Here is a 25,462-nt window from a genome sequence, read left to right on the forward strand (position 1 = left end):
CTTCGTGCTAATACGCTTATCCGAATGCGCGCGGACGGTTGGCGCCCCATATAATGTCTGACGCCAAGGAGTCATTCTCGCTGATGTCACCTCAAAAGCCCGCCGGAAACGGCGGGCTCTTTTCTTGTGGGGAGCGTCTGTTATGGAGAGCGTCAGCCGGCGTCCGGCGGGAAGACGATGCCGACCTTCAGACCCGGTTCGTTGTCCTCCAGCCGCAGCGACGCGTCGTGCAGCCGCGCCACCGCCTCCACGAGGCTGAGGCCCAGCCCGTTTCCCGGCGAGGCCCGCGCAGCGTCCAGCCGGACGAAGCGCTCCAGAACCTTCTCGCGCATGTCGGCGGGAATGCCGGGACCGTTGTCCGCCACGGTGATGCGGGCGGACTGCCCCGGCCCGACGCCCTCCAGCAGCAGAGTGATGCGCCCGCCCTCCGGCGTGTATTTGATGGCGTTGTCCAGCAGGTTCGATACCGCCTGCGCCAACAGCTGCTCGTTGCCGCGCACGGTCGGCTCGGCCCGGATGTCGGTGATCAGGGTCAGGCCCTTCTCCTCGGCCACCGGTTCGTAGAGGTCGGCGGCCAGCCGCACCACGTCGGCCAGCCGCACCGGCTCCAGTCCCTTGCGGTTGGCGCCGGATTCGGCCTCGGCGATGGACAGCAGCGCGGTGAAGGTGGCGAGCAGCCGGTCGGCCTCAAGGATCGTGTCCTGAAGCACGGCGCGATAGACCTCCGGGTCGTCGGTCTCGCGGATCAGCGCCAGCTCGACGCGGGCGCGCAGGCGCGACAGGGGCGTTCGCAGGTCGTGGGCCACGCTCTCTGTGACCTGCCGCATGCCGGTCATCAGCCGCTCGATCTGGTCGAGCATGGCGTTCAGGTTGCCGGCCAGCCGGTCGATCTCGTCACCGCCGCCGCCGCGCGGGACGCGGCCCGACAGGTCGCCGGCCATGATGCGGTGGGTGGTGCGGTTGATCGCCTCGATCCGGTGCATGGCGCCGCGCGCCAGCAGAAGGCCGCCGCCGAGCCCCAGCACCACCGTCACCAGGAAGACCCAGCGCAGCGACACGACCATGCGGCCGCGGAGCTGGTCCAGCTCGCTCATGTCACGGCCCACCAGCAGGCGGAACTGGCCGGGCAAGACGAAGCTGACCGCCATCGCGGTGGAGGGCCGGTTGTTCACCCCGCCATAGTCGGAAATCTTGAAATGGGTCCAGCCGCCCGGCCCCGCCGTGGCGTCGGGCCAGCCCGACAGGTTGCCGGCCAGGATGACGCCGCCCGGCGTGGTCAGCAGATAGATGGAGTTGGTGTGGGAGTAGCCGCTGCGCTCGCGCACGGAATCGACCAGCCCGCGCAGGCCGGCGCTGCGGTACTGGTCCTGAAGCCCGGCGACCTCCAGCGCGATGGTGGCGCCGATCTCCTCCTCCAGAAAGCCCGCGGTGGAGCGGTAGACGACCCCCAGGATCACCCCGACCGAGATGACGAACAGGCCGAGATACAGCAAGGCCAGCCGGAACGGCGTCGTGCGCAGAAGGCGCAGGGTGGGAAGAACCGCCTTCACGCGTCCCGGTCCGCCACCATAGCCGCCGCCATCATTATTGCGGCGCCCGCAGGCTGTAGCCGGCGCCGCGCACCGTGTGGATCAGCGGCGTCGGGAAATCCTTGTCGATCTTCTGGCGCAGGCGGGCGATGTGCACATCGATGACGTTGGTCTGTGGGTCGAAGTGATAGTCCCACACATTCTCCAGCATCATGGTGCGGGTCACCACGCTGCCGGCGTTGCGCATCAGATACTCCAGCAGAGCGAATTCCCGCGGCAGCAGGTCGATGGACTTGCCGGCCCGCCGGACGGTGCGCGACAGCAGGTCCAGCTCCAGGTCGGCGACCGCCAGACGGGTCTGCGGCTGGGCGGCGCTGCGGCGGCGCACCAGCACCTCGATCCGGGCGAGCAGCTCGGAGAAGGCGAAGGGCTTGGTCAGGTAGTCGTCGCCGCCGGCCTTCAGCCCCTTCACCCGGTCGTCGACGCTGCCGAGCGCGGACAGGAACAGCACCGGCGTATCGTTGCCGGTGGCGCGCAGGATCTCGACCAGCGACAGTCCGTCGCGGCCCGGCAGCATGCGGTCCACGATCATAACGTCGTAATGCTCGGAGCCGGCCAGGAACAGCCCCTCCTTGCCGTCGTTGGCGGCGTCCACGACATGCCCGGCCTCTTTCAGCCCCTTGGCCAGATAGGAGGCGGCCTGCTGGTCGTCTTCGATGACGAGGACTTTCATGAGCATGAGTCTACCGCATCCTTCCGCGAGTCCAAAGGTGAATGCCCCCGCCCCTCCAGGGAGGGGAGAGGGCCAAACGACACGAAGGGGGAGGACGTCCGCGCGGCGGGGGTTCGCACCACGGACATCCTCCACCCCATCACACCGGAGACGGGAGGATCGCCGGTGTTACCCTGCGTCACGCCTTGACGAGCTTCAGCGGGACGAAACTCTCGTTGCCGCCGCGGTTGACCAGCAGCAGGACCGCCTTTCGGCCATCCTTCTCGGCCTCGTGCAGGCTCTTGGTCACCTCCGCGGGGGAGGTCACGCTGTGGTCGCCGACCTTGACGATCACGTCGCCCGGACGGACGGGCAGATCACCGGCCTGCGGCGACACCGAGGTGACGACCACACCCTTGACGCCCTCGCCCAGGCCGAGGCGGCTGCGGGTGGCGCCGTCCAGCGGGGCCAGCTTCAGCCCATTGACGGTTTCCATCGCGCTCTCGGCGGCGGGACCGGTCCCCTCGGCGGCGGCCATGCGCTGTTCGGCGGGCAGCGGCGCGATGTGGGCGGTCAGGGTCGTCTCCTTGCCCTTGCGCACCACGGTCATGTCCACCGTGTCGCCGGCCTTGGTGTCGGCCACCCGGCGGGTCAGGTCGCGCAGCGTGTTCACCGGCTTGCCGCCATAGGCCAGGATCACGTCGCCCTGGCGCACGCCGGCCTTGGCGGCTGGGCTGTCCGGAGTCACCTCGGCGACCAGGGCGCCCTTGGTCTGGGACAGGCCGACCGACTCGGCGATCTCCGGCGAGATCTCCTGGATCTTCACGCCCAGCCAGCCGCGCTCGACATGGCCGTTCTCCTTGAGCTGGGCGACGACCTGCTTGGCGATGTTCGACGGGATGGCGAAGCCGATGCCGACCGAGCCGCCGTTGGGCGAATAGATGGCGGTGTTGATACCGATCACCCGGCCATCCAGCGTGAAGGTCGGGCCGCCCGAGTTGCCGCGGTTGATGGCGGCGTCGAGCTGCAGGTAGTCGTCATACGGACCGCTGTGGATGTCGCGACCGCGGGCCGAGATGATGCCCTTGGTCACCGTTCCGCCCAGCCCGAAGGGGTTGCCGACGGCCATCACCCAGTCGCCGACGCGGGCGGCATCGCTGTCGCCCCAGTCCAGCGCGGGCAGCGCCTTGTCGGACTTCACCTTCAGCAGGGCGATGTCGGTCTTGGCGTCGCGCCCGACCAGCGTGGCGGGAAGCTCCGTGCCGTCCTGGAGCGTGACCTTGATCTCGTCCGCACCGTCGATGACGTGGTTGTTGGTCACCACATAGCCGGCCGCGTCGATGATGAAGCCGGAGCCGAGCGAGCCGACCTTGCCGCGCGGCTGGCCCTCGGAGGGACCCTCGGACTGGTCGTCGCCGCCGGGGCCGCCGTTTTGGCCGAACTGGTCCTGGAACTGGCGGAAGAACTCTTCGAAGGGCGAGCCCGGCGGGAAGCCGGGCATGCGTGGGTTGCCGCGCTCGGCCTTGGCCTGCTGGGTGGTGGAGACGTTCACCACGGCGGGCGACACCTTGGCCGCCAGATCGGCGAAGCTGCCCGGCATGGTCTGCGTCAGGGCGCTTTCGGCGGCCGCGGCGGTGGACTGGTTGGCGATCAGGAACGGACCGGTCAGCACCGTGGTGCCGAGGAGGACGGCGGCGATGGTACGCCGCACCCGGCTCGACCGCGGGGCGCGTCCGGCGTTGGCGGGGGTGGACATCGGTTGCTCTCCGTGACTGGCATGCGTTGTTCGTTGTCCTGAACGTAGCGGGTGCCGAGTCACGGGGGGCTTGCAGGCGGATTAAAAGTTTTTCAGGGAGGGAATAGAACGGCGCGAGGCCTACAGCGCCGAGCCGGCGATCCGCAGGCGGATGGCCGCGGCCTGCTGGCGGACGCGGTCGAGGTGCGGGTTGATGGTCAGCGCCGCGTCGAAGGCGCGCAGCGCGCCCGCCGGCTGATCGATGGCGAGGTAGACCAGCCCCAGCCCGGCCAGAGCCCCGAAATGCCGCGGCTCCAGCGCCAGCACCCGGCGGATGTCGCGCACCGCAGCGTCGTAATCACCCAGCATGTATTCGGCGTTGGCCCGCTTGTTCCAACCCTCGGCGTAGGTCGGGTCGGCGGCGACCACTTGGTCGAAGGCGACCAGCGCGTCGGCGTAGCGGTCGGCGTTCAGGCTCTGCACGCCATGATGCATCAGCACGATCAAGTCGTCGTTGGGATGCTCCAGCCAGACGCCCCAGATGCGGTCCTCGACCGCCTCCGCCGCGACCGCGTCGCCGGCGGTCTGCAGGTCCTGGAACAAGCCGCCGAGTCGCGCATCCTCTTGCCCTGCCCAGGCCCGCGAACCGGGGCCGGAAGCGCCGAGGAGCAGAAGGGCCAGGAAGGCCACGGGCAAGAAGATTCGCTGGGTCATTCCCAAAAACTGGGATGCGTCACTTACCAGCAACACTGATCCGAAAGTGGTATCGCCGCAAGAAGAATCCCTCATCCCGCCGGGGTGGTCCCGGCAAAGTTCCCGCCGGACAAAGAAAAAGGGCCGGCGAATCGCTTCGCCGGCCCCTTCCCTTCAAAGCAGCAGCCCGTTATCAGGCGGCCTTGTTGCTGCGGCCCGCCACGATCTCGTCGGTGACGTTGCGCGGCACCGGCTCGTAGTGGCTGAACTCCATCGAGTAGGACGCGCGGCCCGAGGTCATGCCGCGGAGCTGGCCGATGTAGCCGAACATCTCGTTCAGCGGCACATGGGCCTCGACGGCGATGTTGGTGCCACGCTCGAGCTGGCCCAGCACCGTGCCGCGGCGGCGGTTCACGTCGCCGATGACGTCGCCCAGGTAATCATCCGGGGTGACGACCTCGACCTTCATGACCGGCTCGAGCAGGATCGGGCCGGCCTGCTTGAGGGCTTCGCGGAAGCAGGCCTTGGCGGCGATTTCGAACGTCAGGGCGTTCGAGTCGACGTCGTGGTACTTGCCGTCCACCAGACGGGCGCGGAAGTCCACAGTCGGATAGGAGGCGAGCACGCCCTCTTCCTTCTGCATTTCCAGGCCCTTCGCGACCGACGGGACGTATTCGCGCGGCACCGTGCCACCGACCGTCTCGTCCTTGAACACGAAGCCCTCGCCACGCTCCAGCGGCTCGAAGACGATCTTGACTTCGGCGAACTGGCCCGAACCACCGGTCTGCTTCTTGTGGGTGTAGGTGTACTCGACCGGCTTGGTGATCGTCTCGCGGTAGGCGACCTGGGGCTTGCCCATGTTGCCTTCCACGCCGAACTCCGTGCGCAGACGGTCCAGCGTCACTTCCAGGTGCAGCTCGCCCATGCCGCGCAGGATGGTCTGGCCGGTTTCACGGTCGGTCTCCAGACGCAGCGACGGGTCCGCGCGAACCATCTTGCCCAGCGCGATGGAGAACTTCTCCTGCTCGCCCTTGGTCTTCGGCTCGACCGAGACGCTGATGACGGGGTCGGGGAAGCGCATGCGCTCCAGGATCACCGGGTGGGCGGCGTCGCAGAGCGTGTCACCGGTGTCCGTCTCCTGCAGGGAGACGAGCGCGATGATGTCGCCGGCGCGGGCTTCCTCGATCGGGTTGGCCTGGGCGGCGAACATCTCGACCATGCGGCCGATCTTCTCGCGCTTGCCGCGGGTGGTGTTCAGGACCGACATGCCCTTGGTCAGCACGCCCGAATAGACGCGCACGAAGGTCAGCGAGCCATAGGTGTCGTTCAGCACCTTGAAGGCCAGCGCCGCGAAGGGCGCGTCGTCGGAGCTGAGACGCTCGCCGTTCGGGTTGCCGTCCTCGTCCACCGTCTTGATGGCCTCGACGTCGGTCGGGGCCGGCAGCAGATCGACGACCGCGTCCAGAACCTGGCAGACGCCCTTGTTCTTGTAGGACGAGCCGCAGAGGACCGGGGTGAAGGTGCTGGTGATGGTGCCCTTGCGCAGGCAGGCGCGCAGCACGTCCGGCGACGGCTCCTCACCCGACTCCAGGTAGGCTTCCATCGCCACCTCGTCCATTTCCAGCGCGGTGTCCACCAATTCGGTGCGCAGCGACGGGATGAGGTCGATGTTGTCCAGGTCTTCCTTGACGGTCAGGTTGAGCTTGCTGGCCAGATCGTCGGTGATGTCCCAGATTTCCCACTTGGCGTCCTTGTCGTCCGAGAACCAGACGTACGCCTTCATCTCGATCAGGTCGACCATGCCGCGGAAGTTGTCTTCCGAGCCCAGCGGAACCTGGATGCAGACCGGGCGGGCGTTCAGGCGGCTCTTGATCATGCCGACGCAACGCTGGAAGTTCGCACCCGAACGATCCATCTTGTTGACGTAGCAGATGCGCGGGACGTTGTAGTTGTCCGCGAGGCGCCAGTTGGTCTCGGACTGCGGCTCAACGCCGGCCACGCCGTCGAACACGACGACCGCGCCGTCGAGCACGCGGAGCGAACGGTTCACCTCGATGGTGAAGTCCACGTGGCCCGGGGTGTCGATGACGTTGATCTTCTTGCCGCGCCAGAAGGTCGAGACGGCAGCCGACTGAATCGTGATGCCGCGCTTCTGCTCCTGCTCCATGTAGTCGGTCGTGGTCGAGGACTTCAGGTCCTTCGTCTCGTGCACGTCGATGATCGTGTGCTTACGACCGGTGTAGTACAGGATGCGCTCGGTGGTCGTCGTCTTGCCGGCATCGACGTGGGCGATGATGCCGATGTTCCGGATGTCAGAAAGAGGCGTTTGGCGCGGCATGTTGCGAATCCATTACTGTAACGCAGCTATCGAAGCGCAACGACGGTCGTCCGCTCCGGCGGCAGAGGTTGGTCGGGGTTTTACGGATGATCTGTTAAGGCGTGATTAACGTTCTGTAAATCCGGAAGGTCAAGCCTTCCGGATTTTTTCGAAGCACGCGGCCCTCACAGTCTGGTGGGCCACGCCGGCAAACCCCAACCGAGGGAGCCGGGTCGCCCCGTCACGCAGCTTATTTGGCCGCCGTCACCTGAATTTCAACGAGATACTCCGGCGCGGCGAGCTTCGCTTCCACGGTGGCGCGGGCGGGCGGGTTGGCCGTATCGACCCAGGCTTCCCACGCCTTGTTCATCGCGCCGAAGGTGGACATGTCCGTCAGATAGATGGTGGCGGACAGCAGCTTGCTCTTGTCGGAGCCGCCCTCGGCCAGCAGGGCGTCGATCTGGCCCAGGATCTGGCGGGTCTGCGTCTCCACGTCCGGAGTCGGATCGTTGGCCACCTGGCCGGCCAGATAGACCGTGTCCTTGTGGATGACCATCTGGCTCATGCGCGGTCCGGAATGGAAGCGCTGGATCGACATCGGTACGGCTCCGGTTACGGGGTCTTGAACGCGCGTACGTCTATGCGATTCACGCCCAAGGGCCTAGCAAAAAATGAGGCGCCACCGCTCAAAGCTGCCCCGCGCCCGTGCATCACCGCAAAGAAGGCGTATTTCCCTCCACCGCGGCCACGAAAGCGGCGCTCGGCACGGCGATGTTGCGGGGATTGGGGCCGCTGACCGCGGCCACCGCGATGCCGGCGACCGCCCAGCCCTCCCCCGCCCCGTCCGTGCCGGGCGTGCGCACCAGCAGCGCCGCCCCGCTTACCCCGCGCGTCCCATCGCAATCATGGACCAGCAGCGGCCCGCGGTCGGTGTCGTTGATGCCGCGCGCCGCGCAGGCGGTGTCGGCGGTGACGAGGTGCGCCCGGTCCTGGCTGTAGCCGCCCAGCATCAGCGGCGTGCCGACGTCCGGCGGGACTCGGGCGAGCGGCAGCGGCGGCATCCCCTCCGGCGCGTCGCCGTCCAGCGTCAGCACCGCCCAGTCACCGACGAGTCCGTCGAGCCGCCGCTCCGTGTCATAGGGGCCGCCGGTCTCCAGCGCGGCGACGGCGCGGTGCTGCCGGTACTCCCCGCGCTCATAGCCGAACAGGACGTGCAGGGAGGAGGCCGGGAGGAAGCGCTGCGCCCGGTTCAGCAGGCAGTGGGCCGCAGTGACCACCCGGCGCGGCCCCACCAGCACGCCGGTGCAGCGCGCGCCGAGATTGCTCTGCACCTTGACGAGGCTGTTCCACGGCGCGTGCGTGGCGTCGACCACCACCCGCCGGTCCTTCGCCCCGATCCCCGGCAGCAGAGGGTTCTGCGCCATCGCCGGAAAGGCGGCCAGGACAAGCGGCAGCGCGATCAGAAATCCGCTCCGAACGGCCTTCAAGTGTTCTTGATACGTTTTCATATTCGTCTTACCATGGCGGCCATGGCCACGCTCATCATCACGGAAAAATCCAGTCAGGCAAAGGACCTGCGCGCCGCGCTGGGGGATCGCTACGGGCGCATCCTGCCGGCCGAGGGGCATCTGCTGCGACTGGCCGAACCGGACGAGGTCAACCCGGACTGGAAGCGCTGGGCGCCCACCCTGCTGAAGCCGGACGGACTCTACCCGACCAAGCCGGACAGCGGCGGTAACAAAACGGCGAAGCTGGCGGCGATCAAGGCGGCGCTGAAGGGCTGCGACCAGGTCATCCTCGCCACCGACTGCGACCGCGAGGGGCAATTGATCGGGCAGGAAATCCTGGAGCATCTGGGCTTCCGCGGGCGGGTGCAGCGCGCCCTGTTCACCGCCCAGGATCCCAAGACGATCCGCGACGCCTTCGCCAAGCTGAAGCCGAACAACGAGCTTCGCCCGCTCTACGAGGCGGCGGTGGCGCGCCAGCAGGCCGACCAGATCTTCAATCTGTCCCTGACCCGCACGGCGACCAAGACGCTGCTGGCACCGGGGACGCGCGGCGTGATCGGCATCGGGCGGGTGAAGACGCCAACCCTGTCCATCGTCTGCCTGCGCGAGCTGGAGATCCGCAACTTCAAGCCCGAGGATTATTTCGAGGTCGTGGCGACAGCCACCGCCGCGGGCGGCTCCTTCCTGATGCGCCACGCTCCGCCGCCGAAGGACCGCATCAAGGACCGCGCCCGCGCCGAGGCCATCGCCCGTGCCGCGGACGGCCATGGCGGCCCTCTGTCGGTGACGGTGGAGGATCGGCGGCAGGCCCCGCCGAAGCTCTACGACCTGCCCGCGCTGCAGAAGACCTGCGGCCAGCGCTGGGGCTGGACCGCCGACCGCACGCTGGAGGTCGCGCAGGAGCTTTACGACGGCGAGGGCAAGAAGCTCATCACCTACCCGCGTGCCGAGGCGCGCTACCTCTCGGAGAACCAGATCGCCGACGTTCCGGCGATCACCGGGGCGCTGACCCGGCTGCGCGGCTTCGCCCATCTGGACATTTCCCGCCCGGTCATCCGCCGCGGCAAGTCCGGCCACTTCTGCGACAAGGCGCTGGAGGGCGTGTCGCACCACGCCATCGTGCCCAACGTCAACGTGCTCGACGATCTGGAAAGCCGGCTGAACCGCCTGACCGACGATGAGAAGCGGCTCTACGCGCTGATCTGCCGCTCCTACCTCGCCGCCGTCATGCCCGACTACGAGTACCGGCAGACCACCGTCCTGATGGACGTGCCGGTCGACGGCAAGCCGGTGGTCTTCCGGGCGGTCGGGCGCATCCCCCTGAAGCTGGGCTGGAAAGCGGCCTTCGGCTCCGCCGAGACGGACGGCAAGCCCGACGAGAAGGAGGAGGAGCAGACCCTCCCTCCGCTGGCCGATGGCGAGCCCGCCCGCCTGTCCGACTCTCGGGTCGAAGCCAAGCGGACCCAGGCGCCACCGCGCTACAACGAGGGCACGCTGGTCGACGCCATGCAGAATGCCTGGCGCTTCGTCGAGGACCCGGCGCTGCGTGACCGGCTGAAGGAGGCCAAGGGCATCGGCACCCCGGCCACCCGCGCCGAGATCATCAAGGGCCTGCGGCGGCAGAACCTGCTGGGCGCCGACGGCAAGTGGCTGGTGCCCACCCCCGCCGGGCTGCAACTGTTCGAGACTCTGCGCGGCGCCGCCCCCACGTTGGTCGATCCCGGCACCACCGCCCTGTGGGAGATGCGGCTGGACGAGGTGGTGGTCGGACGCGCCGACTTCCGCACCGTCATCGACGGCATCGCCGACGAGGCCGGGCGGCTGATCGGCGTTCTGGTCGGCAACCGGGGGCCGGCGGTGGACCTCGGCGTGCGCGGCGGTCCAATCCGCGCCGGACGGGGCGCCGGGCGCCGTCGCTCCACGAGCCCGCGCGCCGCTGGAACGACGCCGCGGCCACGCACGCGCAAGGTGGCGGTCGCCGCCGTCGGCGTGGACGGCGAAGCGCCGAAGAAGCCGCGGCGCAGCCGCAAGGCGAAGGCCACGCCGGAGGTCCCCGACTCGATGAGTCCGGTCGCCGACGCTGTCCCGCCGGCCCCCACCGCACCGTCGAGCAGCACGCGGCGCAAGGCTCCGACCGACAAGATGGTCGCCTTCGCCCGCAGCCTCGCCGACCGCAAGGGCGTCGAACTGCCGAACACGGTGCTCCAGGACTTCGATTCCTGCCGCCAGTTCCTGGACCAGCACGCGCGCTGAGCGCCGGATTGCCCCCTCCCCGGCCCTCCCCCGCTTCGCAGGAGAGGGAGATTTGTCCCCTCCCCTGCGACAGCGGGGGAGGGTTAGGGAGGGGGCAATACTTCCCACAAACCGCCCGAATCACCGTCCGACTGTGGCCCAGGCCACAGCGGCGGGGGCGGCATCCGCCTACCCTCTCCTCCACGGACATCGAGCCACACACGGCCCCACACCCCGGAGGAGACCCAGCCCATGCGCCGCCTGACCCTGATCGCCGTCGCCGCCACCACGCTGCTCGCCGCCCCCCACGCCTTCGCCAACGATCTCAAGACCGGCGGCATGCCGGTCAACCCGATGATGATGCAGCCGGGCTTCGGCAGCCCCTTCGCCGCGGCGCCCTCCCTCTCCAGCACCAACGTCGGTGTCGCGACGAACCTCGCGGCGGGGATCGGCAACAAGGCCAAGCAGAACGTCTTCACCATGCAGCAGGGCACCGGCGGGTCGCTGGTGAACACCAACGTCGGCGTCGCCACCAACGTCGCCGCCGGCATCGGCAACAAGGCGAAGCAGAACGTCACCGGCGTCACCTTCGGCTTCGGCAAGGGCGGCCTGCTGGACACCAACGTCGGGGTGACGACCAATGTCGCCGCCGGCATCGGCAACGCCGCCGGGCAGAATCTGTTTGGTCTCAAGGCCCAGTGATCCACCCATCCGGCGCCGCCGCCCCACGCGGCGGCGCCCCTTTCCGGATTCCTCATTGGAGGACTGCCGCCATGCTCCGCTTCGCCCTGCCGGTCTTCGGTGCGCTCGCCGCCATCCTGACCCTGGCCGGAACTCCGCACACCGCCGCCGCCGAAAACCTCGCCTGCCAGACGGTCAACGGGAAAACGGTGTGCAGCCGCGGTTCGGGCTCGCTGTCGTGCCAGACGGTCAACGACCGGACGACCTGCGTGACCGGGCCGGGCGCGCTGACCTGCGAGACCGTCAACGGCCACACCGCCTGCCGCCGCGGTCCGTCGCAGCCGGACCTCAAGCCGATGCCGATGCCGCCGATGCCCCCGCAGGCCGCCCCGATGCCCGATCACCCCTTCGGCAAAAACTTCCCTTTTGAGGAAGAGGCGTAAAGCGCCCCAGCTGTGGTCCGCCTCACAGCGGCTCCCCGGTCGGCCGCCCTAGGATCAGCGCACACCGCCGAACAGAGGAGCCCCGCCATGATCCGCATCCGCCGCTTCGCGCCGCTGCTGTCCGGCCTCGCCGCCCTGGCGCTGCTGGGTGGAACCGCCGCCGCCCAGGATGCCGGCGGCTTCTCCGTCAACCCTCAGCTCGGCGCGGCGGTCGGCATGTCGATGGGGATGGGCATGGGGATGCCGCCGCTGCTGCCGCGCCAGCCCGTCTTCGTCAACGCCGCCCGGCGCGGCGCGCCTCCGGGGGCGACGGTGACCAACCCCAACGTCAGCCGGCAGGCCACCCACCAGCAGGCCATCGCCAAGATCCGCGGCGACGCCGGCTTCCTGGGCGGCTTCAACAAGGGCCAGGCGCTGGCCGCCAGCCGCCAGCCGCCGCCGGAACCCATCGTGCCGAACTTCACCTTCATCGACGCGCCCTTCATCGTGAACAACTTCGACAGCTCGCTGGCCCTGTCCTTTGGCGACAGCAACGTGACCGAGCAGTACGTCATCCAGGGCGGCGACGGGTCCGCCGGCGGTGGCGGCGCGGAGCCGGCAGCCGGTCCCACCGGACCGGCGACCGCTCCGGTACCGGCTCAAGCTCAGGCTCCGGCCCCGGTGCCGGTCAAGGCTCCGGCCCCGAAGCCCCAGCCGGGCGTGACCACCGGCAACGGCGGCCCGCCGCCCGAGGGCTTCTTCGACCCGGTGATGAGCAACTTCGGCCCGCTGCCGCATCTGCCCGCGGCGCTGGCCAGCGGCGGCATCCAGTTCAACAACGTCGGCACCGCCTTCAACGCCGCCATGGGCCAGGGCAACTTTGCCTCGCAGCAGATCACCAGCATCCAGGGGAAGAAGGGCAAGCACTGAGCCCTTTCCCAAGGCACGAAAAAGCCCCCTTGCCGGCGGCAAGGGGGCTTTCTCCGTTTGGAGTTGCGCGGTTACGCGGCGACCGGCTCGTTGGCGCCCTTGGCCTGAGTGGCGGCGGGCTGGACCACGCCCTGCGGGGCGGGCAGCGGCGCCGGGCGCGGGGTGCCGGCGGGCAGCATGTCGCCGATCGCGAGGCCCACGGCCATCAGGTTGGGCACGGCCATCGCGGTCAGCAGGATCGCCCACAGCTCCAGCGACAGGGTGCCCAGCGGGTTGGCGAACCACGCGGTCACCGCGGAGGCCAGCAGCGCACCCGACAGCCAGGCTTCCGGCTTGGCGCAGAAGGCCCCCTGCGTCCGCTTGCCGCCCTTGGCGGTGACGCGGAAGGCGTCGCGCTTGCGGACCACACCGCGGAGCGCGGCGAGCGCCACCGTGGTGGACAGCGCCATGCCGACGGCGCAGGCCCCGAAGCTCTCCTTCCACGAGTTGCCGGAGGCGTAGCGCGAGGCCAGCAGGCTCGACCCGGCGCGCAGGACCAGGGCGCCCAGCACCGCGGCGGTGGCCTGGACCGGCGGCAGGTGCAGCGGCAGGACCAGCGAGGCGAAGGTCCAGGTGACCGCCGCACCGGCGGCCAGGACGCCCACCGCATCAGACCACCAGCGCGCCCAGTTGGTCAGGTAGCCGATCTTCTGGCCGAGCGTCAGCTCCGTGGCGCCGGGCAGGAACTTGCGCCAGTGGGCGCGCAGGATCTGCGTGGAGCCGAAGACCCAGCGGTCGCGCTGCTTGCGGAACTGCATGAAGTTGTCGGGGGCGAGGCCCTGGCCGAGACGCTCGTCCGTGTAGGCGGCGCGGTAGCCGGCCGACAGGATGCGGATGCCCAGCTCGGTGTCCTCGCAGATGCCCTCTTCCGACCAGCCGCCGACCTGTTCCATGGCGGAGCGGCGCAGCATGATCATCGTGCCGTGGCAGACGAAGGCCTGGGAGGTCAGACCCTCCTGCATGCCGACGTCGAAGAAGGGGCGGTACTCGGCGGTCATGGCGGCCTTCAGCGGCGTCTCATGGCCGTCGCGGTGCTCCTGCGGCGCCTGGACGATGCCGACCTGCGGGTCGGCGAAGGTCGGGGCCAGCTTGTTCAGCCAGTCCGGCTCCACCGTGTAGTCGGCGTCGAGCACGGCGACGATCTCGGCGCGCGGGTCGGTGTGGCGCAGCGCGGCGTTCAGCGCGCCGGCCTTGAAGCCGGAAATCTTCTTGTACCAGTGGAACTTGAACTTCGGACCCAGCTCGGCGCACAGCTCCTCGACCGGGCGGACCAGCGCCTCGTCCTCGGTGTTGTTGATGAGGACGACGACCTCGTAGTCCGGGTAATCGACGCGGGCCAGCGAGGTCAGCGTGGCGGCCAGCACGTCCGGCTGCTCGCGGCAGGCGGCGATGTGCACCGACACCATCGGCTTGTGCTCCGGCACCGCGGGAACCCGCGGCAGCAGGGCCGGGGCGCGGCCGGTGAACAGGCGGCGGGCCACCTCGGTCAGGTCGGCGAAGGCCACCGACATCATCAGCGCGCCCAGCAGGAAGGCGGAGCCCCAGGTGGTCGCGGCGCCGAAGGTGAAGTATTCGGCGTAGGCGCCGGCGACGGCCGAGCCGACGCCGAAGCCGACGATGTTGGCGCCCACCGACGCGGCCAGCGCGTAGGTCATGTTGGTGCGGCGGCGGAAGGCGGCGAAGGCCGACAGGGCGAGGCCGAGGGCCAGCGCAACGGCGGCGCCGGCACGGTCACCCCAGGGGGCCGGGACGTCGCCGGCCAGCGGCCATTTCGGCGCGCGGTCGGCGTCGAGCACGCCCCAGGTCGGGCCGGGCGAGCCTTCGATGCTGGACTTCCACACGCCGTCGAACGCCTCGACCACGTTGTAGTCGATGCCGAGCATCCCCGCCTCGGCGGCGAAGTTGCGGACGACGAAAGCCTGGGCCTGCGGCGTCGGGTAGGCGTCGTGGAAATTCTCGCCGCCCGACGGCCAGCCCACCTCACCCACGAACAGCGGCTTGCCCGGATGCGCCTTGCGCACGGTGTCCAGCCGGTCGCGGATCCAGGTCAGCGCGCTCTCCACGGGCACGCCTTCCCAGTAGGGCAGGACGTGGACGCCCATGTAGTCGGACGCCGCGATGGTTTCCTTGGCCTTGACAATCTCCGACCACACGTCGGCGGTGCCGACCTTGATGTGCTTCGGCACGCCGGCGCGGACGCGGCGGATGTAGGAGGCCAGCTCCGCGTCGGTCAGCTCGGCGCGCAGCAGCGTCTCGTTGCCGACCACGACGCGCTCGATGCCGCGCACAGTGCGGGACAGGACGATGGCGCGGGCGACCTCACGCTCGTTGCGGGCCTTGTCGTCGCTGAGCCAGACGCCCAGCGTGACGTCCAGGCCATGCTTGGCCGCGATGGCCGGCACGTCACCCTGGGAGCCCAGCGTTGAGTAGGTGCGGACACCGTCGGCGAAGCCGGCGATGGCGGTCATGTCGCGGTCCAGTTCCACCGCATCGACCACCGGCTGGTGGTTCGGGTCATAGCTGCGGCCCGACGGGGAGTAGGAGACGGATTCGATGCGACCCGGCACGGCGTCCACAGGAGTGGGCGCGTTGCGCCAGGACCAGAAGGACGCGTGGCCGGCAGTCACGGCGAGCATCGCCGCGGCCAAGGCCGCAGACCGGATCGAACGCTTCGGGTTGCTCATGTGGGGATTTCGCAAGCCTGGGTAGGATGGGTGGCGGGCGCCACCGGACACACAGACGAACGTGCGCTGCAAAAAACTATTCCCACGCCTTTCCCGATTTTTTTCGGGTGGCTGCAGGGATTACCGAATTGGGAACGGCCGCCGTCCCGCTCCTGTTGGCATCTCCAACCGCAACGACGGGAGACGACGAAATGACCGGCAAAAAGGTCGATGTGACCGCGCTGGAGGAAACGATGGACGAGGTGGTCGAAACCCTCGACCTCGCCGAGCAGGCCGCCGGCTATGTCCGCAAGGAAAGCAGCGACCCCATGGACCAAGCCCGCGCCGCCGCCGTGCAGAAGCAGGCCGAAGCCATGCTTGACGCCGCCGAACAGGCGGCCGCCAGCGGCGAACGGCCACAGCGCAGCAACCCCTCTCCCCTGCCGGGCATGCGCCGCCCGCCGCTGGTGAATTGAACGTACTGGAAACCTTGGCCCCCTCCCCGACCCTCCCCCGCTCTGCGGGAGAGGGTGCCTTCCGCGAAGCGGCGGCAATCCCCTCCACCTCGCAGAGGGGGAGGGTTAGGGAGGGGGCAGAGGTCGCCTATTTTCCTTCGACCGACTTTTGCTCAGCCGACGCCCCACCCGCCATCCGCCCCTGCCCCTCCGGGCACAGCTCCAGCAGGACACACCGTTCACAGGCCGGGTTGCGGTAAAAGCAGACCCGCTGCCCGTGCAGCATCATCACCTCGTGATGGTCGTAGATCTGCTGGGCCGTCCACTCCGGGGGAAGCCGCGCCTCCAGGATGGTGTGCGACGGGCCGACCGCCACGCTGGGCGGGATCAGCCCGGTGCGCACCGCGACGCGGTGATGGTGGCTGTCCACCGGCAAAGCGGGACGGCGCAGGCTGCTGAAGCTCATCACCGCGGCGCTGGTCTTCGGGCCGACCCCGGGAAGCGCCTGCAGCCAGGCCCGCGCCTCCGGCACGGTCATCTCCGCCAGAAAATCCAGGGAAAGCTCGCCGCGCAGCTCGGTGATCCGCCGCAGGATCGCTTGGATGCGGGGCGCCTTCTGCTCCGGCCACGTCACACCGGCAATGGTTGCCTCGACCTCCGCCGGGTCGGCGTCGCGGACGGCGGCCCAATCCTCTCCCCAACGCGCCCGCAAGGCGCGGAAGGCCGCCCCCGAGGCCGCGTTGCGCGTGCGGTGCGACAACAGCGAGGACACCAGCTCGCTGAGCGGGTCGAGCGCGCGGAAATAGGTGATCGGGCAGCCGAAGATCAGGCAGAGCCGGCGGTGGATCTCCAACAGCTTCTCATCGGGCAAAGCCGCGGGCGACAGGGCAAAGGACGCCTGATCGTCGTTGGCCTTGAGACGGCGCTTCACGGGGCCGTCACACCGCCGGATCGGCCGCCCTCCGGCAGCATCAGCCCCTCGTCCGCCGCCATGGCCCGGGCGCGGGGGTCGGCCTGCACGGCGCGGGCAGTGCTGCGGGCGCGCTCCTGGACCCGACGGAAGGCGCGGAGCAGGGCCTGAGCCTCCGCCCGCTCCTGCGCGTCGCGCCGCGACTCCGCCGCTTCCGACGCGGCGATCTTGCCGGCGGTGGAGCGTTGCGTTTCGCTGTAGCCGAACAGGCCGGGCTCCCAGCGCTTCAGGTTGGCGTAGGCCAGGGCGCGGGCGGAGCCGTCCAGCCCCTGCCCCTCCCCCCAGGCGGCGCGGGCGGCGTGCAGTTCGTCGGCCAGCACCCGTTGGGGCGGGCGCGGCGGCGGTGGTGGCGGCTGGTGCAGCCGGGTGCGCGCCGCCTTCAGGGCGGCCACGCGGTCCGGATCGTCGCGCCAACGGCGGGCGTCCGCGGCGGCGTCGCGCCACGCGCCGATGAGCCGTTCCGGATCGGGTGCGGTGTCCCGCTTCGTCGATGCCATGGCCCTCCCCGTTGCAAGGGAAACGAACGCAATGCTTTCGTCGTCAAGGATCTATGCCATGGTGCCGCAAAGGCCAGACCGGGAAGGGCGGTAATCCCGAGGGTGCGGTCAGTCCGCCGCCCTACCCAGCAGATAGTCGATGTCCCCGCCTTCAAGTGCACTGATGAGACCGGTGCCCTCGATGGTTGCGTCGGACAAGTTGCCTTTGCGCCGTTGCAAGTCGAGGATGCGCTCCTCCACCGTGTCGGCGGCGATCAGCTTGTAGACGAAGACCGGCTTGTCCTGCCCGATTCGGTAGGCGCGGTCGGTCGCCTGATCCTCCGCCGCCGGGTTCCACCACGGATCGTAGTGGATCACCGTGTCCGCCGCCGTCAGGTTCAGGCCACGCCCGCCCGCCTTCAGGCTGATGAGGAAGACCGGCACCTCGCGGTTCTGGAAGCGGTTCACCGGCTCGGCGCGGTCCAGCGTGCGCCCGGTCAGCTCGACATAGCCGATCTTCGCCTCCTCCAGCCGCAGCTTGATGAGATCGAGCATGGAGGTGAACTGCGAGAAGATCAGGATGCGCCGGCCTTCCGGCACCATCTCCAGCACCATGTCGGTCAGGGCGTCGAGCTTGGCGGTCTCCTTCACCTTGCCGGCGGCGGGGATCTTGACCAGACGCGGGTCGCAGCAGACCTGCCGCAGCTTGAGGAGCGCGTCGATGATGGTGATGGCGTTGCGCGACACCCCGCTGACCGCCAGCGCCGCCCGCACCGTCTCGTTCACCGACAGGCGGATGGTCTCGTAGAGGTCGCGCTGCGCCGGTTCCAGGTCGATGCGGACCACCACCTCGGTCTTCGGCGGCAGCTCCTTGGCTACGGCCTCCTTGGTGCGGCGCAGCAGGAAGGGGCGGATGCGGCGCATCAGCTGCTTGGCGCGGGTGCCGTCGGCGCGCTTCTCGATGGGCGTGCGGTAGCGGCGCCCGAACTCCTTGCGGTCGCCCAGCAGGCCGGGCATCAGGAAGGCGAACTGGCTCCACAGCTCGCCGAGATTGTTCTCCACCGGCGTGCCGGACAGGCAGAGCCGGTTGCGGGCGTTCAGCGCGCAGACGGCGCGGGTCGCCTTGCTGTCCGGGTTCTTGATGGCCTGCGCCTCGTCGAGGATCAGCATGTGCCAGTCCCGGCGCTTCAGCACCTCGACGTCGCGGCCGACCACGCCGTAGGTGGTCACCACGATGTGGGCGCGGTCGAGGTCGCCCAGCTTCTCGTGCCGGTCCAGACCGTGCAGCACGACCACGCGCAGATGCGGCGTAAAGCGTTGCGCCTCGGCCACCCAGTTGGGGACGAGGCTGGTCGGAACGACGACGAGGCAGGGGTCGGTCAGGCGGCCCTCCTTCTCCTCCATGGCGATGTGGGCCAGCGTCTGCGCCGTCTTGCCGAGGCCCATGTCGTCGGCCAGGATGCCGGCCACCCGGTTGGCCCGCAGCCCCTGCATCCAGGCGAGGCCGACGCGCTGATAGTCGCGCAGCGTGCCCTGGAAGCCCGGCGGCGGGTCCATCTCCGCCGGCATCTCCTGCTCCTGGATGGTGCGCAGGTAGCGGTCGATCTGGCTGGTGTCCTCGGTGCGCCGCGCGATCAGATCGTCGATGTCCAGCAGCCCGTCGGCCTCGGTCAGCGGCACCTTCAGCGTGTCGTCCAGCCGCCGCCCGCTGTCGAGCATGGACTCCAGGACGCTCATCAGCCGCTCGACCCGCTCCGCCGGCAGGGCCAGCACATTGCCGTCGTCCAGCACCAAGTGGGCGCGCCCGTCGATGACGCGCGTCGCCTCCATGCCGCCGCGCTCGATCAGCGTCGCCAGGATGGGCAACAGGGCGCGGCGCTCCCCGTCGATCTCCACGCCGACGTCGAGGTCGAACCAGCCGTCGCCGGAATCGCGCACGGCGACCGCCACCTCCTCGTTCGCCTCGACGACGCGGGTGCCGAAGTCGGCGCCGATTTCGACGGTCCAGCCGTCCTTGCGCAGGGCCGGCACCTCGGTCTTCAGAAAGGCCGCCCAGCGCTCCTCGGCGTCCTTGCCGGTCAGCCAGTGGACGCGGGTGCCGCGGGCGTTCAACTGACCCTTGGGCGGCTCGATGCGCGCCTGGGCGAAGCCGAAGGCGGCCAGCCTTTCCAGCGCCCCCTGCTCCAGCGCCTTGTCGCGGCGGACGAAGACCGCCCCGGCGGGCTCCTCGACGCGGGCGAACTGGCGCTGGTCGTCGGGCTCGATCTCCGACGGCGAATCCTCCTCGCCGTAGTCGAAGGCCAGCCGCAGCACGTCCACCAAACCGCCGTCCGGCGACACCACCCGGCCCAGCCGGGCGACGACGCGCGGGTCGCGCTCGACAATGGTTGCGGCGGGGTCGGACCCCATGCGCACGCCGCCGGGCATGCCCGCGGCGAAGGCGGAGGCCGCCGGGAAGTCCGGGCGCTCCGGCGCGGAGCGGGCCGCTGCCGGCCGGGCGGTGGCCTTCAGGGGAACCGTTTTCGAGAGGACTGCCTTCGTGGGCGCCGCCTTGGCGGCGGACGGGGGAACCGCGGCCTTGGGCTTCGGCACCTCGACAACCTGCAACTCGACGGGACAGACGGTGCCGGCCTTCGGATCGACGCACCAGTAGCCCAACCCCTTGATCAGCGCGGCGCCGGGCGGCAGGCCGGTCGGACGCAGCTTGCGCGTCGCCGGGTCGCGGAAGGCGCGGATGGTCATCCCCGCCCCCTCCGCCAGCACCGTGCCGCCGCGCCAGCGCAGCCGCCCGCAGCCGAGCAGCCGGCGCAGGATGCGGTCCACCACGTCGCCGCGGCTCTTGGCGACCGGCGTGCGCACCACCCCGCCGCCGCCGAGCAGCCGGGCGATGGCGCGGTCCACGTCGCCGTCCAGGCTGCGCGGCGCGCGGGCCAGCACGTCGCGCGGGCTGGCCGGGGTGGACACGTCATCGCCCTCCCCCGCCCCTTCCACCGCTATCACGGCGGAGACGAACATGGCCGCTTCGTCCTTGCCCGGCTCCAGGGTCCAGCGGACGCTGAGCACCGGATCGGGTGGTGGTGGCGGTGGTGGCGGGGAAGGCTCCGGAACCGCCGGCGGCGCGAGGGTCGCGTCGGGAACTGCCTGGAGCGCCGGCGGCTCCGCGGCCGGAGGCGCGTCGAACAGGGACATCTGCCGCCCTTCGGGACGGGCATCGAGCGTCATCAGCGCCGCCGCGGCCATGTGGGCGCAGGCGTTGCGCCCGCAGGTGCAGCTCTTGTCGAAGACCACCCGGCTGCGCCCGCGCACCGGGACGACCGTCACCGACAGGGTGCGGCCGAGGTCGGTCACCGTGGCGGCGATCCGCGCCTCCGCCTCCAGCAGCGTCACCGCCCCGGTCAGGATGAGCGTGCGACCGCGCTGCAGCGTCTTCGCATCGAAGACGCGCGCCAGATCCTCCTGCGAAAAGGAGACCGTCGCGCTGGCGGTTGCGGCGGCGCGTGGAAGGGAACCGAACAGCGACATGGGCCGGAAGGGATACCGAGAAAGCAGAACGGGTCAGGAACGGGGGCGTCGGTATAAGCCCACACCATGCCCCGTCGCAAGCCCGCTCTCAACCCTCAACCGACGCCCCAAGGCAAACATTCCGGTTGCCAAGTCCAGGGAAGACCAACCCTGGACGCTCGTTGCATCCGGCAAGGAAAACGCACCTTAAAGCCGCTCAAGGAAACTGTTCAGCGGCGGCATCGGACCGCAGACCGGAGATTCCTCACGGAGCAGATAGGCGAAATGCTTCAGCATCGGTTCGGCGTTGGTGCGGTCGCCGAGCGCGTAGGTGGCAACGCCGAACAGAACGACCAGGGCGAGGACCAGCGGGCTGAGGTTCAGGCGCGACGGAGTCATCCGGTTGAAGCTCTGCGCGAAGGCCGCCACCGCCAGCCCGCCGAGGACGAGGCCGACCACCACCTCCGTCACCGAATGGTAGCGCAGCAGGATGCGCGAGGCCGCCACGCCCACCACCAGCCCGAGGGCGCCGAGGACCACCACGCCGCGCCGCCAGCCGTCCAGCGAACGCGCCGCCATCACCCCGACCGCCCCGTAGACGGCGGCGGCGAGGGCGGCATGGCCGCTGGGGCTGGTCAGCCGGTCGTCGAACAGGCGGATGCCGCAGGCGTGGCCCAGGATCTTCAGAAGCGCCACCGAGCCCATCAGCATGGCCAGCACGGCCAGCCAGCGCGCCGCCGAGACCGCCGAATGGCGGCGCCACAGCATCACGATCAGGATGCCCGCCACCGGCAGCACGAAGGACGTGCTGCCGAGAAGCGAGATCGCCTTGTTGACGTGCCAGAGGTTCAGATGTCCCACGGTCCTCGCCGCTCCCTTTCCGTTCAGCGCATGCGAACGAGCATTCCGTCCCGGTAGTTCCAGGCCGCCGTGCTCTTTCCGTCGGTCGCGGGCAGCGAGACGGTCAGCGTGCGGTCGGCCTGCTCCACCTTCGGCGCGTCGCTGCAGGTCCCGAACGGCAGCGAGACGGAGGCCTTGGTCCCGCCGAGGTCGAGCACACGGAAGCGCGCGGCGCATTTGCCGTCCACGCTCTCCTGAAGCAGCACCAGCCAGCGCCCTTCCATGTTGTAGGCGTTCACGAAGGACAGGGTGCGCCCCTCGCGGTCCTCGTAGACGACGCGGTCGTTGACAGTCACCTGGATGACCTTCGGGCCGAGTTCGACCATCTGGACGACCTCGTTGCCGATGGCCGCGGACACCAGGACCGCGGCGCCGGACCGGTCGTCCGCCGCCTGTGCCGTCGCGATTGCCACCGCCCCGATCGTTGCCGTCACGGAAAGCGCCGTCAGCAACCCCACCGGCCCCATAACGGCGCGGCTCAGAAACGTCATGCCCATAGCTGTTCTCGAATGCCCTTCTGGCTGGTCGCTCTCCACGCCAAGGTAAGCCCAACCGCCGCCATTCTGTAGTCCGTCAAAGGGCTGACCTCCCCTTGCCGGAAAAATTTCACGGGCCGGACGATTTTGGTTGCCTTCCGGTCACGGCCCGATTAAAAACCGCGCCACCGCAGACGACGGCCTCGCCGCCGCCGCGGCAGAGAGAAGCGCCCGTAGCTCAGCTGGATAGAGCACCAGACTACGAATCTGGGGGTCAGGAGTTCGAATCTCTTCGGGCGCGCCACTCTCCTCTTCTTGCAAAAGCTTGCAAAACCCTCCCCAGAAAGTTCTGCTGAACGCGGTTGGATCATTTGGTCCGACGGCGCTTTCGCCGTTTCCAGCGTGTGCGCTGAACCGAAGGGAACGGTCATGACGGGACCAGTCACAGCCACATCGCTGACGGAAGACGAGTTGCCGGCGCTCGTCACCCTTCTCGCCTCCGAAGGGTTGCCGAACGAGGACGTCGCCACCGCGGGGCGGCGCTTCTGGCGCCTGGACGATCCCGACGGGCATGTGGGCTATGGCGGTCTGGAGCTTTATGAACGCGACGGGCTGCTCCGCTCGGTCGTCGTTCTGCCGGAGCGGCGCCGCAGGGGCGACGGGCGCCGGGTGGCGGAGGCGATTTGCCGAGAGGCCGTGGCGCTCGGTCTGGACCGGTTGTGGCTGCTGACCACAGGGGCCGCCGGCTTCTTCGAACGCATCGGCTTCACGCGCGCGGAGCGCGGCGACGCGCCGCCAGCCATCCGCGCCAGCGCGCAATTCGCCAGGCTGTGCCCCGGCAGCGCCGCCTGCCTGCGCCGCGACCTCACCTCGCCTGCGGCGGGAATGGGCGATCAGCGCTGCATGTAAGGGAATGGTGGGCCCGGCCGGATTCGAACCGACGACAACACCGTTATGAGCGGCGCGTTCTAACCGCTGAACTACAGGCCCCCACCGAGGGATGCCGAATGTGCCCAGAACAGGGAGCTTATGCAACCCCGTTTGATGCCGTCCAAAGCCCAAAATGAAAACAGGGGACCCGAAGGTCCCCCGCTTTCCTTACGACCGCATTCCGTGTGGAGCGTGCGCTCCCGGAACCCTCAGGTGTCCAGGAAGCTGCGCAGCTTGCGCGACCGCGACGGGTGCTTCAGCTTGCGCAGGGCCTTCGCCTCGATCTGACGGATGCGCTCGCGCGTCACGTTGAACTGCTGGCCGACCTCTTCCAGCGTGTGGTCGGTGTTCATGCCGATGCCGAAGCGCATGCGCAGCACGCGTTCCTCGCGCGGCGTCAGCGAGGCCAGGACGCGGGTCGTCGTCTCGCGCAGGTTCGCCTGAATGGCGGCATCGAGCGGCAGCACCGCGTTCTTGTCCTCGATGAAATCGCCGAGATGCGAATCCTCCTCGTCGCCGATCGGCGTTTCGAGGGAGATCGGCTCCTTGGCGATCTTCAGGACCTTGCGGACCTTCTCCAGCGGCATCATCAGGCGTTCCGCCAGTTCCTCCGGGGTCGGCTCGCGGCCGATCTCGTGCAGCATCTGGCGGCTGGTGCGGACCAGCTTGTTGATCGTCTCGATCATGTGGACCGGGATGCGGATGGTCCGCGCCTGGTCGGCGATCGAGCGGGTGATCGCCTGACGGATCCACCACGTCGCGTAGGTCGAGAACTTGTAGCCGCGCCGGTACTCGAACTTGTCCACCGCCTTCATCAGGCCGATGTTGCCCTCCTGGATCAGGTCCAGGAACTGCAGGCCGCGGTTCGTGTACTTCTTCGCGATGGAGATCACGAGGCGCAGGTTGGCCTCGACCATCTCCTTCTTCGCGCGGCTCGCTTCCTTCTCGCCCTTCTGGACGGTGGAGACGATGCGGCGGAACTCGCTGATCGGCAGCTTGGCCTCATCCGAGATGCTCGACACGCCGTCGCGCGTCTTGCGGATGTCGGCCTCGTACTTGTCGTAGAACTTGCCCCAGGTCTTGGGGTTCAGGCCACGGATGCGCTCCAGCCAGTTCGGGTCGAGTTCGTGCCCGAAATAGTGGTTCAGGAAGTCCTCGCGCTTCACGCGGCAGTCGGTCGCCATGCGCAGCAGCTTGCCCTCGAAGCCGGTCAGCTTGCGGTTCAGGGCATAGAGCTGTTCGACAAGCTGCTCGATGCGCTGGTTGTTCAGGCGCACCGTGTTCATCAGCTCGACCATCTCGGTCTTGAGCTTGTCGTACTTCTTGTCCGACTGCTTGGCCACGTCTTCGCCGCGCTGGATGGCCGCGATGCGGCCTTCGTGCAGCTTGTGCAGCTTGTCGTAGGTGGTCTTGATCTTCTCGAAGGTCTCGATGACCTGCGGCTTCAGCGCGGCTTCCATGGCCGACAGGGACAGGCTGTTCTCGCCGTCCTCGTCGCCTTCCTCCTCGCTTTCGCCCTCGGGACGCGGCGGACGCTCCTCCTCGGTCTCCTCCGGGGCGGCTTCCACCGGCTCGGCCAGACCTTCGGGAATCTCCTCACCGTCCGGGCCGCCGCCATAGGTGGCGTCCAGGTCGATGATGTCGCGCAGCAGCATCTTCCCTTCCATGAGGGCGTCGTGCCACTCGAGGATGGCGCGGATGGTCAGCGGCGATTCGCAGATCGCCCCGATCATCATCTCGCGCCCGGCCTCGATGCGCTTGGCGATGGCGATTTCGCCCTCGCGGGACAGCAGCTCGACCGAGCCCATCTCGCGCAGATACATGCGCACGGGGTCGTCGGTACGGCCGATGTCGTCATCGTCCAGATTGCCGGCGGACCGGCCTTCGCCCTCGCCGTCGGCGTTGGCGTTGCCTTCCGAGTCCTGCTCTTCCGATTCGACGATGTTGATGCCCATCTCGGAGAGCATGGCCATCGTGTCTTCGATCTGCTCGGAAGACGACGTATCCTGCGGCAGGGCAGCGTTCAGCTCGTCATAGGTGACGTAGCCACGCTCCTTGCCGCGGGCGATCATCTTCTTGACGGCAAGTCCCATGCCGTCCATGAGCGGGCCGTCGCCGGCCTCGTCCCGGGCTTCGGAAACTTCAACGCTGTTCGCAGCTTTCGTGGCCATGCGATCGATGCCCCCGCATTACCCCATTATAAAAACCCATAGCACGCATCGCAGCGGCCCCCCGCTGTCGATCCGCACCTGCTTAAACCGGTTGTGAACCGTTCCGGACCGTGTCCGGCCAG

General features: G+C 69.0%; 20 protein-coding genes and 2 tRNA genes. 7 read left to right on the forward strand and 15 right to left on the reverse strand.

Annotated features, from left to right (window positions below):
- Window positions 1–152: 152 nt before the first annotated feature.
- From AMK58_RS09745 to AMK58_RS09775, 7 genes are all read right to left on the reverse strand, one after another.
- Window positions 153–1,550, reverse strand: a complete 1,398-nt coding sequence (locus AMK58_RS09745) for a sensor histidine kinase (protein ID WP_035674871.1) — start codon at window positions 1,548–1,550, stop codon at window positions 153–155.
- A 34-nt stretch (window positions 1,551–1,584) separates the two neighbouring features.
- The gene (locus AMK58_RS09750; protein ID WP_035674886.1) at window positions 1,585–2,262 is read right to left on the reverse strand and encodes a winged helix-turn-helix domain-containing protein; all 678 of its coding nucleotides are present in this window, start codon (window positions 2,260–2,262) and stop codon (window positions 1,585–1,587) included.
- 178 nt (window positions 2,263–2,440) lie between these two features.
- The gene (locus AMK58_RS09755) at window positions 2,441–3,997 is read right to left on the reverse strand and encodes a DegQ family serine endoprotease (RefSeq protein ID WP_035674872.1); all 1,557 of its coding nucleotides are present in this window, start codon (window positions 3,995–3,997) and stop codon (window positions 2,441–2,443) included.
- Between the two features lie 120 nt (window positions 3,998–4,117).
- The gene (locus AMK58_RS09760) at window positions 4,118–4,579 is read right to left on the reverse strand and encodes a tetratricopeptide repeat protein (protein ID WP_236778101.1); all 462 of its coding nucleotides are present in this window, start codon (window positions 4,577–4,579) and stop codon (window positions 4,118–4,120) included.
- 283 nt (window positions 4,580–4,862) lie between these two features.
- Window positions 4,863–7,007 carry an elongation factor G gene (fusA, locus tag AMK58_RS09765; RefSeq protein ID WP_035674875.1) on the reverse strand — a complete coding sequence of 715 codons (2,145 nt, stop codon included), beginning with the start codon at window positions 7,005–7,007 and terminating at the stop codon, window positions 4,863–4,865.
- A gap of 229 nt (window positions 7,008–7,236) precedes the next feature.
- Window positions 7,237–7,584: a RidA family protein gene (locus tag AMK58_RS09770; protein WP_014240903.1), complete on the reverse strand. Its 348-nt coding sequence runs from the start codon at window positions 7,582–7,584 to the stop codon at window positions 7,237–7,239.
- 112 nt (window positions 7,585–7,696) lie between these two features.
- A complete protein-coding gene (locus AMK58_RS09775; protein WP_236778102.1) occupies window positions 7,697–8,473 on the reverse strand; it encodes a trypsin-like serine peptidase in 777 nt (258 codons plus the stop codon).
- Window positions 8,474–8,515: 42 nt separating this feature from the next.
- Between AMK58_RS09775 and AMK58_RS09780 the strand changes: the two genes are divergently transcribed.
- The 4 genes from AMK58_RS09780 to AMK58_RS09795 all read left to right on the forward strand — a co-directional run bounded on the left by AMK58_RS09780 (window position 8,516) and on the right by AMK58_RS09795 (window position 12,759).
- Window positions 8,516–10,747, forward strand: a complete 2,232-nt coding sequence (locus AMK58_RS09780) for a type IA DNA topoisomerase (protein WP_059399051.1) — start codon at window positions 8,516–8,518, stop codon at window positions 10,745–10,747.
- Between the two features lie 231 nt (window positions 10,748–10,978).
- Window positions 10,979–11,428, forward strand: coding sequence for a hypothetical protein (locus AMK58_RS09785; RefSeq protein WP_014240906.1), 450 nt, complete (start codon window positions 10,979–10,981; stop codon window positions 11,426–11,428).
- A 71-nt stretch (window positions 11,429–11,499) separates the two neighbouring features.
- On the forward strand, window positions 11,500–11,850 hold the full coding sequence (locus AMK58_RS09790) for a hypothetical protein (RefSeq protein ID WP_059398843.1): 351 nt from the start codon (window positions 11,500–11,502) through the stop codon (window positions 11,848–11,850).
- An 87-nt stretch (window positions 11,851–11,937) separates the two neighbouring features.
- Window positions 11,938–12,759: a hypothetical protein gene (locus tag AMK58_RS09795; protein WP_059398844.1), complete on the forward strand. Its 822-nt coding sequence runs from the start codon at window positions 11,938–11,940 to the stop codon at window positions 12,757–12,759.
- 71 nt (window positions 12,760–12,830) lie between these two features.
- On the opposite strand, the gene AMK58_RS09800 is transcribed toward AMK58_RS09795, so the two are convergent.
- A complete protein-coding gene (locus AMK58_RS09800) occupies window positions 12,831–15,482 on the reverse strand; it encodes a glycosyltransferase (protein WP_059398845.1) in 2,652 nt (883 codons plus the stop codon).
- A gap of 191 nt (window positions 15,483–15,673) precedes the next feature.
- Between AMK58_RS09800 and AMK58_RS09805 the strand changes: the two genes are divergently transcribed.
- Window positions 15,674–15,937: a hypothetical protein gene (locus AMK58_RS09805; RefSeq protein ID WP_035674896.1), complete on the forward strand. Its 264-nt coding sequence runs from the start codon at window positions 15,674–15,676 to the stop codon at window positions 15,935–15,937.
- 127 nt (window positions 15,938–16,064) lie between these two features.
- Here the strand turns inward: AMK58_RS09805 and AMK58_RS09810 are convergent, their stop codons facing one another.
- The 5 genes from AMK58_RS09810 to AMK58_RS30850 form a co-directional block, all read right to left on the reverse strand.
- Window positions 16,065–16,847 carry an endonuclease III domain-containing protein gene (locus AMK58_RS09810; protein WP_051140301.1) on the reverse strand — a complete coding sequence of 261 codons (783 nt, stop codon included), beginning with the start codon at window positions 16,845–16,847 and terminating at the stop codon, window positions 16,065–16,067.
- Window positions 16,844–17,383, reverse strand: a complete 540-nt coding sequence (locus AMK58_RS09815) for a hypothetical protein (protein WP_059398846.1) — start codon at window positions 17,381–17,383, stop codon at window positions 16,844–16,846. Before AMK58_RS09815 ends, AMK58_RS09810 begins: the two co-directional genes overlap by 4 nt.
- Window positions 17,384–17,491: 108 nt before the next feature.
- Window positions 17,492–20,884, reverse strand: coding sequence for a DEAD/DEAH box helicase (locus AMK58_RS09820; protein ID WP_059398847.1), 3,393 nt, complete (start codon window positions 20,882–20,884; stop codon window positions 17,492–17,494).
- A 186-nt stretch (window positions 20,885–21,070) separates the two neighbouring features.
- A complete protein-coding gene (locus AMK58_RS09825) occupies window positions 21,071–21,724 on the reverse strand; it encodes a phosphatase PAP2 family protein (protein WP_051140303.1) in 654 nt (217 codons plus the stop codon).
- A gap of 23 nt (window positions 21,725–21,747) precedes the next feature.
- Complete coding sequence (locus tag AMK58_RS30850) at window positions 21,748–22,254, reverse strand: hypothetical protein (protein ID WP_158283127.1); 507 nt, start codon at window positions 22,252–22,254, stop codon at window positions 21,748–21,750.
- A 212-nt stretch (window positions 22,255–22,466) separates the two neighbouring features.
- Here AMK58_RS30850 and AMK58_RS09835 point away from each other — a divergent pair.
- Window positions 22,467–22,543 (forward strand) — tRNA-Arg (locus AMK58_RS09835).
- 125 nt (window positions 22,544–22,668) lie between these two features.
- Complete coding sequence (gene arsN2, locus AMK58_RS09840) at window positions 22,669–23,148, forward strand: arsenic resistance N-acetyltransferase ArsN2 (protein ID WP_051140305.1); 480 nt, start codon at window positions 22,669–22,671, stop codon at window positions 23,146–23,148.
- A 5-nt stretch (window positions 23,149–23,153) separates the two neighbouring features.
- On the opposite strand, the gene AMK58_RS09845 is transcribed toward arsN2, so the two are convergent.
- Window positions 23,154–23,229 (reverse strand) — tRNA-Ile (locus AMK58_RS09845).
- 149 nt (window positions 23,230–23,378) lie between these two features.
- Entirely contained in the window at window positions 23,379–25,340 is a 1,962-nt protein-coding gene (rpoD, locus tag AMK58_RS09850) for an RNA polymerase sigma factor RpoD (RefSeq protein WP_035674906.1), read from the reverse strand.
- Window positions 25,341–25,462: the final 122 nt, after the last annotated feature.

This window comes from Azospirillum brasilense, from assembly GCF_001315015.1.
Taxonomy (GTDB): domain Bacteria; phylum Pseudomonadota; class Alphaproteobacteria; order Azospirillales; family Azospirillaceae; genus Azospirillum; species Azospirillum brasilense.